Origin of the sequence: Flavobacterium omnivorum (genome assembly GCF_900099915.1) — a bacterium.
Lineage (GTDB): Bacteria > Bacteroidota > Bacteroidia > Flavobacteriales > Flavobacteriaceae > Flavobacterium > Flavobacterium omnivorum.
Genome location: NZ_FNDB01000005.1, coordinates 144,033 through 162,112, shown reverse-complemented (window position 1 = coordinate 162,112; position 18,080 = coordinate 144,033). Strand labels below are relative to the sequence as shown.

Below are 18,080 nucleotides of genomic sequence, written 5' to 3'. Positions count from 1 at the left end.
TTTTTCAACCCTTTTTTAATATATATTCTTGTTTTTATTTTTTGTCCCCGATGGTCAGAAAGAAATCAGGATTAAGAAACGGAATGTCGATCTCTACTTATTCTTGTCTTTTCTCTTTTTATCTCTTGTTTTTAGCATGTTTCTATTTACAGAACCATGTGTTTTTTTCTTAGTTACCCCAGGTCCACCTAAGTTAACTTTCTTATTTTTTTTACTTTTCTCCTGAAAAGCACCATCTCCGTCTAGTTTTTGTTTTTTCATCATAAACTTAATCGGCTGTCTGTCTTTTTCAGGTTCAATTAATTTTGAGGAAATTTCAACTGTGTCTGGAAAAGATTCGATGGCTAATTCCATATTCATCAGCACTTCGATTTCTACTTTATATTCCTCTTCGCGAGGGGCAATCATGCTTATTGCGGTTCCTTTTGCATCGGCACGACCTGTTCTACCTATTCGGTGCATATACAATTCAGGTAATTCGGGCATTTCGAAGTTTACAACATGTGTAATGTTAGAAATGTCCAGACCTCTTGCCATAATGTCCGTCGTAATTAGACCACGTAAGTTTCCTTCTTGGAACGAAGCCATGGTACTCAAACGATAATTTTGAGATTTATTGGAGTGGATTACTCCAAATTGATCCTCAAAATCTTCCTCGATGCGTTCATGAACCATGTCTGAAATCTTCTTATTATTCACAAATACTAAAACTCGACTCATGTCTTCGTTGTTTTGTAATAGGTGTTTTAGAAGATTTATTTTGGTATTAAAATTAGGAACTTGATAGGCTGTTTGCTTGATATTCTCTAATGGTGTTCCTGAGGCAGAAAGTGTAACTTCTTGAGGGTAATCAAAATAGTCATTCAAAATAGCATCTACTTCATCCGTCATCGTTGCCGAGAACAGAATGTTTTGACGTTTTTTAGGCATCATGGCCAAAATTGATGTAAGCTGAGTACGGAAACCTAAATTTAGCATTTCGTCAAACTCATCAATTACTAACTTTTGCATTTCTTCAAAACGAATCACATTATCTAATGTTAAATCCATGATTCTTCCTGGCGTACCTACAAGAATATCGCAACCTTTGTAAACAGCTGTCTTTTGGGTATTGATGTTAACACCTCCAAAAATTCCAATCGTTCGAACCGACATGTATTTTGTCAATTTCTCCACTTCTTCCACCACTTGAACTACAAGCTCCCGTGTAGGAACCAGAATCACTATTTTGGGAGTATGTCCTGGAGTGAATTTGTATAGTTTAAGCAAGGGCAAGAGATAAGCAAATGTTTTACCAGTCCCCGTTTGAGCGATTCCCATCATATCTCTTCCTGACATTATCACAGAAAAAGTTTTTTCCTGAATAGGAGTAGGAGTTGTAAATCCTAGATCGTCTATCGCTTTTTGTACGGATTTAGGAAGATTGAATTGCTCAAAAGTAGTCATTTGCTTAAATTTTTTGCAAAGATAGTCTTTTTGAAAGTAATGCGGAAAACCAAGCGGATTCAAACCATTTTTGATTCTATTCTCAACTTTTTTAGGAAGCTAATTATTTAATAATCGCTTTACACGTAACACTAATTCATTTGGATTAAACGGTTTTGCAATAAAATCATCAGCACCTAATTTAAATGCTTCGCTAACAGAATTTTCTTCTTCACCTAAACTCGATAAAGCAATTATAACTTTTTTATCAAAATGGCTTTTGACAAAACTGATTACCTCCAAGCCAGATTTATAAGGCAATAGCAAATCAGTGATCACCATGTCTGGATTTATGTCATGCAATTGCTCAATAGCATTCAGTCCATCTTTCAAGACGGTCAGCTGATATCCTTCCTTACTTAAAATGAACACAAGTATTTTGATCATTAGTTCATCATCTTCAATGATCAGTATTTTTTTGTCGCTATTCATCTTTAGATATTTTATTTTTTATAAAGCTCAATCTCGTCAATCATTACCATTGGTTTTTTATTTTTTCGCTTTCGCCAAATAGGTAAATCATCTTGGTTTTGTATGACTAATTTAATTTTGTCAAAAGAATGGAAGCTTGTATCTGTTAGCTCTATATCGCTAATTTTTACTTCATAATTTTCTATTACATCTACGATTTTTTTTTCAGTTATCAAATTCCATTTTTTGTTTTTATATCCAAATAGTGTAATTTTTTTTGGAATAAAAATCCAATTTCGTTGGTTGTCCAAAAAGTGAAGTTGAATGTGATTAAAATCTAATCTATTGGTTATCAATTCTATTTCGGGATTATTTCCATACCATCCAATCCAATTGATATTGTAGTCCGTATGCCCTTTAATTCCATCTACTAGTGAGGAGCTTCCTTTTGCAGAATATTCAATTGCTGGCGGTGTTAGAAAATTAACTTCTAGTTTTTCTCCAAGGTGGGTGGCTGTGTTTTTAGTAATTTCTAGCCAGTTTTCGAAATATTTATTGGGCGATAGTCCCTCCTCGCTCAGTTCATAAATTCCAAATGCGTTGCAGGATTCTGCAAATTGTAGTACTCTTTCGGTAAGTCCTGCTTTTACTTCTTTTTTTCCTTCAGTATTGATCACAAACATTCCGTGTTTGTCCGTGCCATAAAACTTAGACTGTTCAAAAAATACATATTCTAGCGTGAGTCTTAATTTATTTATTCTGGAAGATAAAACAGGATCTTCACTTACTGACATCGCCGCTTCATTCAGTAATTGATCATATTGGTCGATCGCTTTTGGTGATAAAAATGTATTTCTGTTTTGAATTGGACCAGAGTAAATGTCTAAAGGTCGGTTTGAATTTTCTTGATTTTCAGTCAATAAATGGAGATATTCTTTCACCGAAGAGGCGGCATTACCATAGAATCCTCTCAAAAAGTCATCTGTGGTGGCTTCCAAATCTATTTCGTTGTTCCACAATAATTTAGCTAAAAGATACTGTCTCAATTCCGAAAAATCACCAGGAACATCTGCATAACCTTGGACAAATAGTCCTTTCACATTGTTTTGTTTGAAAAGTTTGTAATTATCCGAAAAAGTATGAAAGTTTGGAAATGGAGATAAGTAGTTTGAAAATTGAACCGTATAATCCCATAAATACAAATTAGAGGTAGTTTTTCCCCAGTTGTGCAATACTTTAATAAAGGTTTTGTTGTCAAGATCGGCTGTTATTGATTTTCCTCTATTCAATTCGATTGGACAAAATAAGGTATAAATATTAGGTTGTATTTTTAAATTTATGGGGGCTTTATAAGTATGTTGGTATGCTAGAGTGGCTATTTTTGTTTTAGGAAAATGTTTGGCAATTTTGTTCAGAAAAAAGTATAAAGAACCTTGCGGTCCACCGTGTTTTTCATTTAATGATTTGCATTTTTCGCACTCACAGTAAACGGCATCATCATTTTGACTTACCGATATAAATGATGCATTGGGATTTTCAGCAATAATTTTAGAAATTTTTTTTATGACCTTTTCAACTGCAAGTTCACTGGTCATACAAAGCGATTCTGGTCTTCGCTTTCCCTCATAAATGGCAAAAAATTCAGGATTTGTTTTAAAAAATTCTTTTGCAGGTAACAGGGTCTGAAATGAATGTCCCCAGATACTAAAATCATTTAGATGCCAGTCTAATTTATGCCAATCCCTGAAATCTTCATCAAAGGCATCTGGATAGAGTAGCACTCGGTATTCAAAAGAAGGATGGTGTGTTTTCTCCGTATTCTGTCGAAAAACTACTCTTTTTAATTTTGGGATATACAGGTCTGTTGCAGTGAATTTTCTAAATCCCCAATTTTCAAGTAAAGTATAAATGGCATATCGAAGAAGTTTTTCATTAGGTGCAATCAAATAAATATCCTTCTCATCACTTTTGATGCTGAAACTATTTTGGTCTTTTTTATTTTTTAACTTTGAAATAACGAGGTAAATGGAGGAAGCCATTTTTTTAGGTTCATTGTTTGTTTGTACTAAAAATGGATTTATAAAACTTTTATCTAAGTAAGTTTTTAAAATTTTCGCAGCAGGCTTTGCAATTTCATCGTTAGTGATAATCGTATTTTCATTCCCTGTTTCATTCTCAATTATAATATTAGATTGAGCCATAGCTTGCGAGTTAAAAAGAACTATAAAAAATAGCGTATAAATTATTTTCAGCCGTAGGATAAACATATTTTTAGAATTTATATTGCAACATTAGCGATAATTCCAATTCGTTTTGTGTTAAGTTTCGAACATATTCTTGCTTGTTATAAGTAACTTGAAGGCCCGCTATGTAGTGTTTGTGGAACATTTTGTAATATCCTGCACCCATGCGATATGAATCAAGCGAAATTCTTTCATTGAATTGTCCCAGAGTGGTTCTCTCTTCTGGAGAGGAACCATAACCAGAAGTCAAAGTTACATAATCAAATCGAGTATCAAAGTAATACCTGATGTTTAGACTGACTGCGGGATACCAATTATTATTGTCGCTTTGAATAAAAGTTCTCAGATTAATCCAATACGAGCCAATGTATTTTCCCGCCCCAAGAACAACAGTTGTGAAGTCATTATCTTGGGTTTTTAAGTAGCGAATGCCCAAATCGCCTTCCCAACCTTTTTTAAAATTCTGATAAAAGGAATATCCAAGTCTCAATTTGGGAAAAACAAGATCGTTGCTGTAAGCTGCACCCAAATAGGAATAGTTGTTTTTGCTAGTAAAAAGATAAGATTCTAATTCATATTGAATGCCATTTGCAATACTTTGTCCCGAGGATAAACGATCTGCGTAATTGATATGACCGGTCAATGATCCCCACTGACGCTCTCTTATGTATTGAAAACCTAACAGATGCCATGGACCATATCCTTTTCTATCAAAAGTGGTATAACTGTACGTTGCACCCAGTCGGTCTGATTTTAACTTTGACTCCATTTGAAAAATAAGTTGCGTCACAGCATCGTCATTAGGGTTTTTTAATTGTAATTTTTTTAAATATTCATATTCTCTTTTTTGCTCTTTTTGCAATTGTAAAACCGTTAATTTTTTTTGTTCAAAATTTTTACTCTCTGGATGTAATTCGATGGCTTTGTCAATAATACTTTCAGCTTCTTTATAATTTTTAGTTTCTAATTCAAGGTTTATTAAATAATTTAAAGCGTCATAATTCGTTGGAGATTTGTCAATGTAATATTTATAATAAAACCGTGCGCTGTCATTCTTTTTTACTAAATCATAATTTCTTCCTAGAAGCAAATAGTAATCTAGATAAGTAGGAGCGATTTTTTTTCCTAATAATGCTTTTTGGATGTTTTTTTCATAATTCTTAGTGGTTTGCATATCTTTTATAATGACCGTGAGCAAACTATCCGAATCAATTTTTTGTGCGGATAAATTTTGGTTGGACATAAATACTAGAATCAGAATCAAACTGGCGGTTGTTAGAATTTTGTTTTGGATCATGACGTTACTTTTTGTGTGTTTGCAAATCCTTTTCGAACCATAACGCCCCACTTTTGTTCTGTTTGTCTGAAAAACAACCAATATCCCTTTAATGAGGCATAAACATTTAATGGATGGTAAACAAAGGGCTCTATTATGGCCATAAAAATCAATATTGCTAATTCTTTGTAATTAGCGTAGCTTTTATACAATAAATCGTCTATAAAAATAGAAATCAGCGTGATCATTAAATAAAAAAGATAGACGAACAATGCTACCGAAACGAGATATTCAACATTAACTGAATTGTATAAAAAACCAATAATCAGCGCAAGAATTCCCAGAATTTCTATGATAGGAACTAACAATTCGAATACAAAAAAGAAAGGTAAAATTAAAAAAGCTGTTTTTCCATATTTGGGATTTAAAAACATTTTTCGGTGCAAGTATAGCGTTTGTATCAGTCCTCTCGCCCAGCGTGTCCGTTGTCTGAGTAGTACTTTTTTAGTTTCAGGAACTTCGGTCCAACACAAGGATTCTGGAATGTATTGGATTAAAAAAGGTTCTTTTTTTTCATGCATGTGTTTTCGCATTCGGGTGATAAGTTCCATATCTTCTCCTAATGATTTATGCCAGTAACCGCCAACTTTTATCGCTATTTCTTTATCAAACATTCCCAGACCACCTGAAACTAATAACAATCCATTAATTTGGCTCCAAGCCATTCTCCCAAATAGGAAGGATCGGACATACTCTAATTCCTGAAATCTAGGATACCAATCTTTAGGAAAATGTACCTGATGCAAAAAACCTTCTTTCACCTCGCAAGAATTAGAAATTCTTATTCCGGCTCCTGTCGCGATTACTCGTGTTTCATTTTCCATAAATGGTTTCGCTAATTTTAAAATGGTATCAGTTTTTAAAATGCAATCTACATCCGTGCATAAAAATAAGGGATATTGAGATGAATTGATTCCTGCATTAGAACCGTCTGCTTTACTTTTTCCGTTCACTTTATCCACCACCATCAACTTTGAATATATAGGGTTTGTCGATTTATAGTGTCCTCGAACGGGCATAGTCACGATTCTTTCTTGGTAATAAAAATCAACTTTAACCAGTTCAAATTCGGTTATCAATTTGGTTAAAGTATCATCTGTACTACCATCATTGACAATAATAATTTCGTACCTAGGATAGCTTAATGACAGCAAAGATTTAACATTATAGACAATACTAACTCCTTCATTAAAAGCAGGTGCTACAACTGAAACGCCTAGTAAATGATTTGAACGTCTTAATATATCTTCCGAAATGTATTTTTGGTATCTGAGATGTTTCAGTATCGCAAAATAGGAGAGAATTGATAATACGATGTAAATTAAAATATAAGTAAGCGAAAAAAGCGAAATAAAAATTTCGTAGTAGTAAATAATTTGATGGGTGAAATTATATATCATTAGATATAAATTGCTCTTACATGTTTTGTCATTTTTGAGGTGTCATAATCTTGGGAAGCTAGCACATCTAACCCTGTTTTATCTATTTCATTTAAACAGTCAACTGCTTTTAATTTTAGATCTTTATTGGTTTCGTAGGATAATATATTTTCTAGAAAAGACAGCATACTTTCATCGCCAATTACCTTTAATGTATCTAATATTTCTATTTTGAGCTCAGGGGTTACTTGGTCAAAAAGCCGCAGTATATCCTCTTTAGCTTCAATCAAAAAGAGTTCTCGGATGGCAATTAGAGCCTCCTTTTTTACGCTGTTATCTTCTAGTTGAATCAATTCAATAATTTCTTTGGCGCTGCTTCTATAATTGTAATAAACCATTATTTTAAGTCCTAATTTTATAACTGAAGCGTTAGTGGTCAAAAGCCATTGGTCAATGTTTTTAGGAATTGGAATTTTCTTTTCATGCAATATGTCCATAATTTTTATCATATTCAATTGCGAAATCCCTGAGGATAATTCCAGAAAACTTTCCATGTGATTTTCTGACAAGGAGATATAGGCCATCTTGGCATTTGATTGAATTACAATATTGGGGTGTTTCAAATACGTTTTGATCAAAGACCCTCCTTTTTTATACTCTAAAGCTTGGTAGTGAAAAAACCCTTCACATTTATAAAAACTTCTAAAATCGCGAATTAATCCTTCAGAATATTTATCAAGATTTAAAGCTTGGTAAAAAATTGTGATTTGCTCGGATACCTTTCCCTTCAAACTACTCTTAAAACGAATCATGTCATTAATGATCATTTCCTTACACCAGGATTTATGAAGAGGAATCTCTTTTTTAAAAAGAGATAATTTTGTTCTGAATTTTTCACTATTCGGTTTGGAGAGAATCATCTCCGTCAAAAACGTCTCTGCTTTATTGCTTATTGATTCTTTAAGGGGTTTATTACGCTCATATCGTATTCTTCGTAATAGTAAAATTAGGGCTAGTAACACCGTTAATAGCACCATAAATGGGATTATATAGGTTTCTAGGTTTTTTACGAATAAGTCCATGATTAGCAGTGTTGATGAGTTAATATTACAAATAAAATAAAGCTAAAAAAAATATTTTCGACGTATAACATTTAAATCCTTTAAAAGACATATTCTAAAAAAAGACCGGAATAATATTTAATAAGATGTAGTTTTTTGGAATTCATTTTAACAAATCCCGATGCTTTTCCAAGGGACTTAGTAGTTTAGTTATTTTTACAGTAGTTAAAAGTGAAACGGTACGCTTTTTTTAAACATTAACTCCAAATTCGGATCTAATAAATAAGCAAAATTCTTCTTTCCTGGAGTAAAAGAAGAATTTTACAAAATTAAAATTGTACTTGAAAAGCGGAGTCTCTTTATTTGAACTTTAGATTCCATGAGACGGTTAGCGAATAAATCCAAAAATAATGGCCAGGATCAAAAGCTATTTCTTGATGTGCTACGTCAAATTGTGCACCCCAAGCTTCTTTGTTTTTGTTAGCAGTAAAAAAGTAGCCCACATTAAAGCGCTGTGTTTTTAGGTTAATAATGGCGGCATCGGTAGCATCAAATATAAATTGATTGGCTTCAGGAGACACTCCCATACTAAATAAAAAGCTCAAATAGTTTTCGGCATTGCTGCGGTATTTTCTATAATTTAAAGCTGCTGATGTGCTAGTAACTCCGCCACCTGGAGTGAAATTTGGCCGCAAGGACCAAAAACTGTTTCCAGTATACCAACCAATAGATCCCGTGTAAATTGTAGTTGTTGAACTGTATTTTAAAGTTCTAAAACCGGCCGAAATTTCTAGACTATGAGGCAGTGATTTGTATAGTTCAGCACCATATCTTAAATCGGGAAAAAGAAAAGTATTGGCAAAGCCTACATTTACGTAAGCATACAGGCCTTTTGCAATTTTAGGGTATAAATCAAATTCTATTTGAGATCCATTTTCGTTAAAACGGCGGTTAAAATTATATTTTCCAATAATGCTGCCATATTTTGTTTGCTTAGCATAACTCAATGTGTAGTATTGCATGGGGTCAAAGGTTTTAGAGTATATATCTACCGCAGCTCGCAAGCCTATATCGTTAGTTCGCAGGGTACTGTTTAAATCGCTCAGAAACTCTTTTGATTTTTTATCATCCGGATTTTGTGCAATATATGTTTTAACAGTATTTCGCGCCTCTACGGCGTTGTTTGTATTAGTAAGAGCAGTTGCCTTTAATAAAACAATTTCTAAATCATTTGGGAATATTTTTAATGCCTTGTTAGTCATTTCTAGAGCTTCATAGGGCGCGTCACTCCATGATTCGTTTTTAATTGCTGCAATCCAAGTGGCTTTGTGCTGTAAATCTTTCTCTAAAATACTTGCAAATACTTTTCTAGCTTTTTTATAATCTCCATCCCAAGAATAAGTTGTTCCTAAAAATAAACGGATATCATGATAATCAGGATATTTAGTCAATATATTTAGCAAAGTATCTTGCGCTTGTTTTCTTTGCTGGTTGAACGCTAAGTTCCGTGCTGTTTCAAAGGAAGTATCCGGGTTTCCATTATAGGCTTTTTGCTGTCCCTGCATTTGAAAGAAGCACAACAATACTATTAAAAAAGTCAGTTTTGTAATTATTTTTAGAATCATTTTTTTAAGGATTTTTTAAAATTGGAGTATTCTTTATTTTGAGGATTTAATGCTATAAGACTGTCAATGGTCTTGTTTGATTCTTTAAAATTATTCATTCTTTTATAGGCTTGTGCCAATTTATAACCTAATTCTGGGTTGTTTATTTGATTGCCTAATGCTTTTTTACCAATAGCAATTGCTTTTTTATTTTGCCCAGACCACCAGTAAACATCCATTATAGCTAAGTAGGAATCACCATAATACGGCGTTCTGCTTATAACTTCCTGTAATTCTATTTCAGCATTTTTATAATCGCCATCCCAAGCTAAGGTGCGGCCCTTTAGTGTTCGCACGTCTCCATAATTGGGAAGATCGTTCAAAATATAATTGCATAATAGTCGTGCTTTTTCACGTTCTTTTTTGAAAGCTAAATCTCGAGCCAAAAAGAATATATGGTCCGGATCCAATCCTTTAGTTAGTTTTTTGACGATCGAAAGCTCTTCTGCTGTAAATTCATACGTTGGTTTATTATAGCTGGAAGCAATTTTGGTAATTTTGTTCTTTTTTGTTACGTATGAATTTAGTTTTTTAAAATTATTAAATGAACTAATCACTTTGTCGGTTATATCGCTATCTGTTTCGCTAAGATTGAAATTTTCATCAATTTTAAACAGCGCTCCATCAGAATAAAAATAGTCCTTATAAATATAATCACTAATACTTCCTTTGTATCTCATCAACGCAATGTTGTGGATGTTTCGAAATTCCCTAACAGTGTCTAATCCTTTACTGATCCAAGTTGTTTTTTCTGGTTTGTTGAATTTGTAATTGTTCGTTAGAAAAGAAACTAAACTTGGTGTAACATCAGAATGAGAAGAAATGGATTTAAATTTTGCTGTTTTCTTCAATAGGGGACTGTAAATGAAAAACGGAACGTGAAAACGAGATAAATTATCCTTTTGAGGTACGGGAATTAAGCGGTGGTCTCCAGTAATTATGAAAATAGTATTTGCATAATCCGGTCTTTTAGAATACGTTTCCATAAAGGTTTTGATTGAACTATCTGTGTAAAGAAGACATGCAAATATGTCTTTGTATTCCTTTAGTTTATTTTTTTCAAAATCCGATTTGGTTTTTAGAATGCGTTCTACTTTTTCTAAATATTTTTTTTTTGATGGAAAATCAAAAGGTTCGTGATTGGTTAGCGTCATTATGATATCCAATCTAGGTTGTTTATTGTCTTTTAATTCGGATAATGTTTTGCGGTATATTTCAGCATCTGGATACCCCCAAGAAAAACCACCTGAATTTGCTTTAGTCTTAGTATATCCGGGGCCAAATTTGTTGATGTCTATAATTTTATCGATACCATTGTATTCTAAAAAGGTATTTTTTCTGTCAAATGTCGATTCATCACCACAGTAATAACTGGTAGCATATCCATTTGATTTTAGAAAACTGATTAGCGAATTGTGTTTCGGTAGCGGATTTAATTCCATGAAACCATTTTCTCCAAACGGTAAGGAGCCCATCAATGAAGGTAACGCGCCAAAGGTACGTCCTGCGTTACTTACAAAATTTTCCCAATAAAGTGATTTCTCTTTCAAGGAATCGAGGTAAGGCGTGAAGCCTTTATAATCGCCATCATCTGTAAAATCACTGCCGAGTCCTTCTACAATGATGAATACGATATTCGGATTATTTTTATTAATAGTGAAAAAGGGAGCCAAAACATCTTTAGTGTTTTCGGAGGCTTCTTCTAATGGAAATTCTTTCTTAAAAGTCATGCTTCCTTCATTTGCAAAAGCTTGATCATTTTTGGCTCTTATAATGTCAATCAATAAGAAATTTAGTTTATTCTGTGCAACCGGTTTTTGATTGCTAGCAACTAAAAAATTCAAACTACCAAATAATAAAATGACTACAAGAACTATTTTTGCGTTGCCTTTAGGCCCATATTGTTGCAACATTCGGTTTAATCCTAAATAAACAATAGGAAGAATTATAAACGGCAAAAACAGTAAAAAAGATAACGATAAAGAGGCAGTAACAGTGGTGTACATATCACTCCAAGAATATCCAAGAAGATCAGCTCCAAGATTAATGTGCGTCGTAAGGCTATATCCTATTAAACCAAGTTGGATTAAGGCAATAATGGAAAATAGGAATCGGATAACCATAATTCCTAAAGAATTTTTTACTTGTTTTAATACCGCATAAAGAGGTAAAAATAATAAACCAATAAGTATTCCTGTAAATAAATCATCCAATAATTTGTATAGGAATAATTGTATTTCGAAATTTTTAAAAATTTCAATTAAGCTTAATAGCCAAAATATGAGGATTAATGAAACGGTAGAATAAAGATATTCCAAACTGTTATTATAATTAAATTTAATTTTCATTGCGCTATAAATTATGCTTTAGTCATTCCTTTTCGGGTCATTTCTCCCCATTTCTTTTTTTTGTTAAAATAATAATCAAAATTTCCTCGTATTGCGGCATATAAGATGAAAGGATGATTAACAAAAGGTTCTAAAAAAGCAATTTGTAATAAACGAATGCCAGTTCCTTTCTTTTTGTACTGGTGATAGGTTAACTCTTCTGTAATCAATGCTATTAAAGAAAAGAAAACTGTAAATAAATAGGCTAAAATAATCAGGGCAAATGCATAATCCCATCTAATCTTATCAAATACAATGAGAATTCCAAAGTACAGTATGCCAACAAATTCAATCACAGGTGCCATTCTTTCGAAAAAGAACCAATAGGGATAACTTATTAAACCCAGCACCTTATATTTTGGATTAAATCCAATTTTGCGATGTTTTCTTAAGGTTTCAATTGTTCCTCGAGTCCATCTATTTCTTTGAGAAATAAATATTTTATAGTTGTCAGGAGCTTCTGTCCAACAAAGTGGGTCTGGAATATAGGCTACTTTATATATTTTGTTCTGTTCTTCCATGTAGCCTCTCATCCGCACCACAAGTTCCATATCTTCACCAACGGTATTTCTATCATAACCGCCAACCTTAATTGCAATTTTTTTATCAAATAAACCAAAAGCGCCTGATATAACCAATAAACCATTCAGTCTACTCCATGCCATTCTACCTAACAAAAAAGCGCGAATGTATTCTAAAATTTGTCCCTGTTCGATTAGTTTTTTGGGAAAGTTTACATCCTGTAATTTACCTCCTTTGACCACACATGAATTTGCAATTCTAATTACTCCTCCAGCAGCGATAACTTTTCTATCTGTTGTTTCTAGAAATGGTTTAATCATTTTTTGGAGGGAATCTTCTAGTAGGAGACAGTCTACATCTATACAAGCCACATATTCACTGTTACTAATGTTAAGTCCCATGTTTAATGCGTCGGCTTTTCCTCCGTTTTCTTTATCAACTACAATTAGTTTTTCAAATGCAGGATTAGTTGATTTGTAAATTCCGTTTCTAAGGGGTTGGGTTGGGATTTGTTCATTGATGAGGTAATCTACCTGGATTAAATTATATACTTCAATTAATTTCTCTAAGCTATCGTCTTTACTGCCGTCATTTATTATAATTACGTCATAATTTACATAGTGATTTGACAATAAAGAACGTACATTCTCAACAATATTTAAACTTTCATTGTATGCTGGTGCTATAATTGAAATGGAAGGAGCGCTATTAGAAGACATTATTTCTTTGTAATTAACATAACTGTTTTTACGCTTATATTCAATAGTCTCTATTGCAGAAATAAACGCAAGAACAAGGTAGGACGCAATGGCAGCCGCACTAAAAACAAAAAACAAATAGTGAAATAATTCAATTATATTTTGTAATACATGATCTCCCATACTTAATTGTTTTCTATAAAATTAACGATTCTCAAATAGGGATCGTTAACGGATTCGATTTTTAAAGCACAGAATTTTTCTCGATTAATTTCTTTTAAAATTTTTAAGGCCATAATCTTTATTTCAAAAAGGTCATGATTGATATATTTCATAATAAAGGATTCGTCATCACTTTCGTATAAATTTTCCATCATTTTAAAAACAGCGATTTGCTCTTCTTGACTGCGTTTCTCCAAATCCGTTTTTAAAATTTCTTTGGCTTCCAATACATTTAAATAGCTTAGTACATCAATTGCATCTAGTCGTACTTTTTTATTTCTGTGATGCAACAATTGAATGATCTCGTTTTTTGCTTCCAATTGATTGTAAATTTTGGCTAATTTTAGCGCAAAAATAATCACGGAGTCGTTAGAGGAATGCAACCAAGACGTGATATTAGAAATGTTTTGATTTTCTAATTTTTGCACTATTTCCAATAATTGAATCTGATCCCATTCTGAAAGTGGTGTTTCTAATAAATCTAAAAAAGTAAGTCCTTCAAAATCAAATAAATTGACCATATACAATTGCATTTCCTTTCGGACTTCTGGTCTAGGATGATTTAGGTGAATTATTACTTGATCATAAGCTTCTTTTATCTGAAATTGTTTTAATTCTCGGATTCCTTTGGCAATCACAAACCATTTTTTATGACTTAATCGAGATAAAGCATAATCGACAAGTTCCGTTTGATAATAAAGATTTTGGATAGAGTCCGCAACTTCACCCGAAATTTCATTTTTCAACTTGACCAAAACTGCAATTAAAATTTTCCTTTTAAAAGGTTCTTTGGCATCGTTTTTTAATAGATCAATAATCGCTTGTTGTTCTGAACTGATTTTTTCTTCTTCATTTCCGGCATACAGGTAAGTGATAAGAGCGGACTCATATTCTTGTTCATAAGCGGCACTAATCCTTTCTTTTTTTCTTAGATGGCCTCTTAAATATTTCAAATAAAAAACGAGACCAATAATTAATATTGAAAACAAACCAATTATAATCCAAGCACCTTGAATGATAGTTGGAGAATGATTAAAATAGTCAGTTAAAATCTGGTAGGTATTCATAGGGAAAATCAGGGGTAATTCATTTGGACTTATTTAACTCAACAAGCGTTTTACTCTTAGGACTAGCTCGTTTGGACTTAAAGGTTTACTCATAAAATCAGTGGCGCCTAGATCAAATGCTTTAAGTACAATTTGCTCTTGTCCTGCTGCTGAAAAAACAACAATAGGAGTTAGGAGATTTAATGTATTTCGTACATGGCTGATCACTTCTAGTCCGCTGACAAAAGGCATCATAATGTCTGTTAATATTAATTCTGGATTATGTTCTTCAATTAATTCAATTGTTTTCTTACCATTCTCCGCTATAAAAAGCGTATATCCTTCTTTTTCTAATTTAAATTTAAGTAACATCGAAAGCATCGAATTATCTTCTGCGAGAACAATTTTTTTAGCACCATTCATATTAGATTCTCTTTGTTTTTTTGCGAAAGCAAAAATATTATTTTTCGTAGGTTGTTGGTAAAAGCTTGGGGCTTTCTTCCATTTGTGTTGTGATTATTATCAAAGTAAATTTTTAATACATCTTTGATTTTTACTATTTTTTATTTTATGCGCATGAGCTCTAATTACACTATAGGAAACACTGTACTTACGTAAAATTATCTCTGTTGGTTTTAGCGAGTTGATTTCAGTGATTTATCACCAAAGTTCATTTTAATCACACGTGCATCAAAATACGAACTATTTCTTGGTTTTGTAAATAGGGATACGCTACTCAACGTATTGATATTGTGAAATTTGTTCAGAATTTAAAGAACTCTACACAAAATAAATAATGTTCAAAATAGAGCGATGGCTACTTATTTACACGAACAGGATTCATAAATAACGGTAGATTATTAGAATGTACGAGTGAAAAAAGAAAAAGAAGTTTTATGATATTTATACTCAGATTTTTGGGAAGATTTAACCAGAAAATTGAATCTTTTAATCCGATCTGAGAATGATTTGATTGGGTTCGAAAAAGACTATTAAATATAATACTATTTCGCAGCAAAAGACATAAGTAGGTTTTCATGTTTTTGTTAATTTTAAGTTGAATTTTGTAAGTACATATATCACAATCACAATATTGGGGACTATTGTATCGCAACTATATGGTATAAAGATAGATATAATTGTAATATAAAAACTTAAATATGCCTGTAGAGTACTAAAAACCCTCAAATACACCTAAACCAAATAAAGCAAAGTCGTATTTAACAGGATCTATACTATCTAATTTTCGAAGTTGCGAGTCTAACTCTGCGACTGCTTTTCCATCATTTTGCTTCCGAGTCAGTAACCCTAATTTCCGTGCTACATTTCCAGAATGTACATCTAATGGGCAGGATAAAGATGCGGTAGAAATGGTTTTCCAGATTCCGAAATCGACTCCCTTATTGTCTTGACGGATCATCCATCTCAGGTACATGTTGATTCGTTTTGCCGCAGAATTATTAAGCGGATCCGATATGTGCTTTTGGGTTCGATACTGATGTGGAATTTCGAAAAATATTTTCTTGAATTCGTGGATGCTTTTTTGCATGGAGTGGGCTTCCTGATGTTTGCTAAAAACTGCTTCTAAGCCACCATGATTGGTATAGATATGTTTCAAACTTCTAATAAAGCTGGATAAATCACCTCCATTGAAAGTTCTATGTACGAAAGATTCCAATTGATCTAATTCATTTTCGCTGTGTGACATGACAAAATCATACGGCGCATTTCCCATCAAATCCATCATACGGTGCGAATTTTTGATGATCATTGTGCGATTTCCCCAAGCAATAGTGGCACTTAAAAAACCGGCAATTTCAATATCTTCTTTTTGTGAAAATAAATGCGGAATTTGTACTGGGTCACTTTCTATGAAATCAAATGTATTGTATTGAAGTACTTTTTCGTCAAGAAAATCTTTAAGTTCTGATTTTGTCATGATTGGAGCGCTTGGAAGCGATGTAGAAAATTTAATAAGAAATAATAATACCATCAACTAGATCTAGTATTAAAAGAATATAAATTCTTTTAATAGAAGCTAAAAGTACCTGCGTACATTTAAATTAGTATCCCTTAAAGTTCGTGTTGAAATGACAGTTAGTGTTGCTAAAAAAAAGAATAGGTCTAATTACTAATTTGTCCATCTACCATCACTAATTTTCTATCGGCCATATTGGCTAACTCTTCATTGTGGGTAACAATGACAAAAGTTTGTCCTAGTTCATCTCGTAATTTAAAAAATAATTGATGTAAATTTTCTGCAGAAGCCGTGTCTAGATTTCCTGAAGGCTCATCAGCAAAAATGATCGCTGGTTTGTTGATTAAGGCTCTAGCAACGGCTACGCGCTGTTGTTCTCCTCCAGAAAGCTCATTGGGCTTGTGGTTGATTCTATGCGAAAGTCCCAGATAAGTCAATAATTTTTTGGCTTCAGTTTCTGTTTCCTGTTTGGATTTATTGGCAATAAATGCAGGAATACAAACATTTTCTAACGCTGTGAATTCTGGCAGTAACTGGTGAAATTGGAATATAAAACCTAAATTCAAATTTCTAAATTTGGATAAGGTTTTGTCATTCATGGTGAGGATGTCTTCATTATTGATGCGCAATTCAATTCCATTTTCAACAGTTGGTTGGTCCAAAGTACCAAGAATTTGCAAAAGCGTCGTTTTTCCAGCACCGGAAGCGCCAACTATAGAGACTATTTCTCCCTGTTTAATGTGTAAATCTACTCCTTTTAAAACATGTAGTTGATCGTAATATTTATGTAGGTTTTTGGCTTGTATCATTTTGAAACTATTTTCACAAAGAAACAAAGATTTTAATGATTATTAAATGCAACGCCTATTATTTTGCCTTGACAAAGTATAAACTTTAGTTAATAGGCTCAATTTCTTGCTATTTTTTAAATAAATTTGAGTTAAATTGACATGTTATGAAAAAAGTAATTGGAGTTTTTTTGGCACTGCTGCCTTTTTCATTTTGTGCAAAAGAAAAGAATATAATGGTACCAAAAAGTATAGAGACAAAAAATATGGAAATACAAAACGGAAAAGAAGTAGCCACTTTCGCAGGAGGCTGTTTCTGGTGTACAGAAGCAGTTTTTTTAGAATTAGATGGGGTAAGTAAGGTCGTTTCAGGCTATATTGGAGGGCATACCGTAAACCCAAAGTATAGCGAGGTTTGCGATGGAGAAACAGGCCATGCTGAAGCGATTGAAATTACATATGACCCATCCGAAATAGGATTTGGGGAATTATTAGAAATATTCTTTGCTACACATGATCCAACAACCTTAAACCGTCAAGGAAATGACGTTGGAACACAATATAGAAGTGAGATATTTTACCACAATGCAGCCCAGAAACAATTATCCGAGGATTATATCTCTTTGATGACAACTGAAAATACGTTTGGAAAACCAATTGTTACTAAAATTTCGGAAGCAACAGTTTTTTATGTTGCTGAGGATTACCATCAAAATTATTATAATTTGAATAAAACACAAGGGTATTGCAGTTATGTGATTACGCCTAAAATTGATAAATTAAAAAAAATATACCAAGATAAGCTCAAAAATTAATTGGCATTAGATTTGTAGGTATTCTGGAAAATAATAATCTAAATG

The 18,080-nt window shown here is 32.8% G+C and carries 14 protein-coding genes; 1 reads left to right on the top strand and 13 read right to left on the bottom strand.

The features are described from left to right. Window positions 1-93: 93 nt before the first annotated feature. From BLS90_RS07575 to BLS90_RS07515, 13 genes are all read right to left on the bottom strand, one after another. A complete protein-coding gene (locus BLS90_RS07575; RefSeq protein ID WP_073351679.1) occupies window positions 94-1,446 on the bottom strand; it encodes a DEAD/DEAH box helicase in 1,353 nt (450 codons plus the stop codon). Window positions 1,447-1,545: 99 nt separating this feature from the next. After that, window positions 1,546-1,917 carry a response regulator transcription factor gene (locus tag BLS90_RS07570; RefSeq protein WP_091257060.1) on the bottom strand — a complete coding sequence of 124 codons (372 nt, stop codon included), beginning with the start codon at window positions 1,915-1,917 and terminating at the stop codon, window positions 1,546-1,548. Window positions 1,918-1,928: 11 nt separating this feature from the next. Continuing rightward, window positions 1,929-4,097: a DUF4838 domain-containing protein gene (locus tag BLS90_RS07565; protein WP_091257059.1), complete on the bottom strand. Its 2,169-nt coding sequence runs from the start codon at window positions 4,095-4,097 to the stop codon at window positions 1,929-1,931. 70 nt (window positions 4,098-4,167) lie between these two features. After that, a complete protein-coding gene (locus BLS90_RS07560) occupies window positions 4,168-5,436 on the bottom strand; it encodes a YaiO family outer membrane beta-barrel protein (protein ID WP_220083873.1) in 1,269 nt (422 codons plus the stop codon). Then, window positions 5,433-6,875, bottom strand: a complete 1,443-nt coding sequence (locus BLS90_RS07555; RefSeq protein ID WP_091257058.1) for a glycosyltransferase family 2 protein — start codon at window positions 6,873-6,875, stop codon at window positions 5,433-5,435. The genes BLS90_RS07560 and BLS90_RS07555 overlap by 4 nt, the downstream gene beginning before the upstream one ends. Then, window positions 6,875-7,936, bottom strand: a complete 1,062-nt coding sequence (locus tag BLS90_RS07550) for a HEAT repeat domain-containing protein (RefSeq protein WP_091257057.1) — start codon at window positions 7,934-7,936, stop codon at window positions 6,875-6,877. The genes BLS90_RS07555 and BLS90_RS07550 overlap by 1 nt, the downstream gene beginning before the upstream one ends. Before the next feature lie 338 nt (window positions 7,937-8,274). Next, on the bottom strand, window positions 8,275-9,540 hold the full coding sequence (locus BLS90_RS07545; protein ID WP_091257056.1) for a YaiO family outer membrane beta-barrel protein: 1,266 nt from the start codon (window positions 9,538-9,540) through the stop codon (window positions 8,275-8,277). Then, window positions 9,537-11,927, bottom strand: coding sequence for an LTA synthase family protein (locus BLS90_RS07540; RefSeq protein WP_091257055.1), 2,391 nt, complete (start codon window positions 11,925-11,927; stop codon window positions 9,537-9,539). Before BLS90_RS07540 ends, BLS90_RS07545 begins: the two co-directional genes overlap by 4 nt. 11 nt (window positions 11,928-11,938) lie before the next feature. Continuing rightward, complete coding sequence (locus BLS90_RS07535; protein ID WP_091257054.1) at window positions 11,939-13,369, bottom strand: glycosyltransferase family 2 protein; 1,431 nt, start codon at window positions 13,367-13,369, stop codon at window positions 11,939-11,941. A gap of 2 nt (window positions 13,370-13,371) precedes the next feature. Further along, on the bottom strand, window positions 13,372-14,475 hold the full coding sequence (locus tag BLS90_RS07530) for a HEAT repeat domain-containing protein (protein WP_091257053.1): 1,104 nt from the start codon (window positions 14,473-14,475) through the stop codon (window positions 13,372-13,374). A 33-nt stretch (window positions 14,476-14,508) separates the two neighbouring features. Beyond that, window positions 14,509-14,877, bottom strand: a complete 369-nt coding sequence (locus BLS90_RS07525) for a response regulator transcription factor (RefSeq protein WP_091257052.1) — start codon at window positions 14,875-14,877, stop codon at window positions 14,509-14,511. A gap of 751 nt (window positions 14,878-15,628) precedes the next feature. Further along, window positions 15,629-16,393, bottom strand: a complete 765-nt coding sequence (locus BLS90_RS07520) for a TIGR02757 family protein (RefSeq protein WP_091257140.1) — start codon at window positions 16,391-16,393, stop codon at window positions 15,629-15,631. Between the two features lie 185 nt (window positions 16,394-16,578). Next, entirely contained in the window at window positions 16,579-17,241 is a 663-nt protein-coding gene (locus BLS90_RS07515) for an ABC transporter ATP-binding protein (protein ID WP_073351700.1), read from the bottom strand. A 245-nt stretch (window positions 17,242-17,486) separates the two neighbouring features. On the opposite strand from BLS90_RS07515, the gene msrA reads away from it, so the two are divergent. Continuing rightward, window positions 17,487-18,035 (top strand): peptide-methionine (S)-S-oxide reductase MsrA, encoded by a 549-nt coding sequence (gene msrA, locus BLS90_RS07510; protein WP_091257139.1) that lies wholly within the window; start codon window positions 17,487-17,489, stop codon window positions 18,033-18,035. Window positions 18,036-18,080 lie beyond the last annotated feature (45 nt).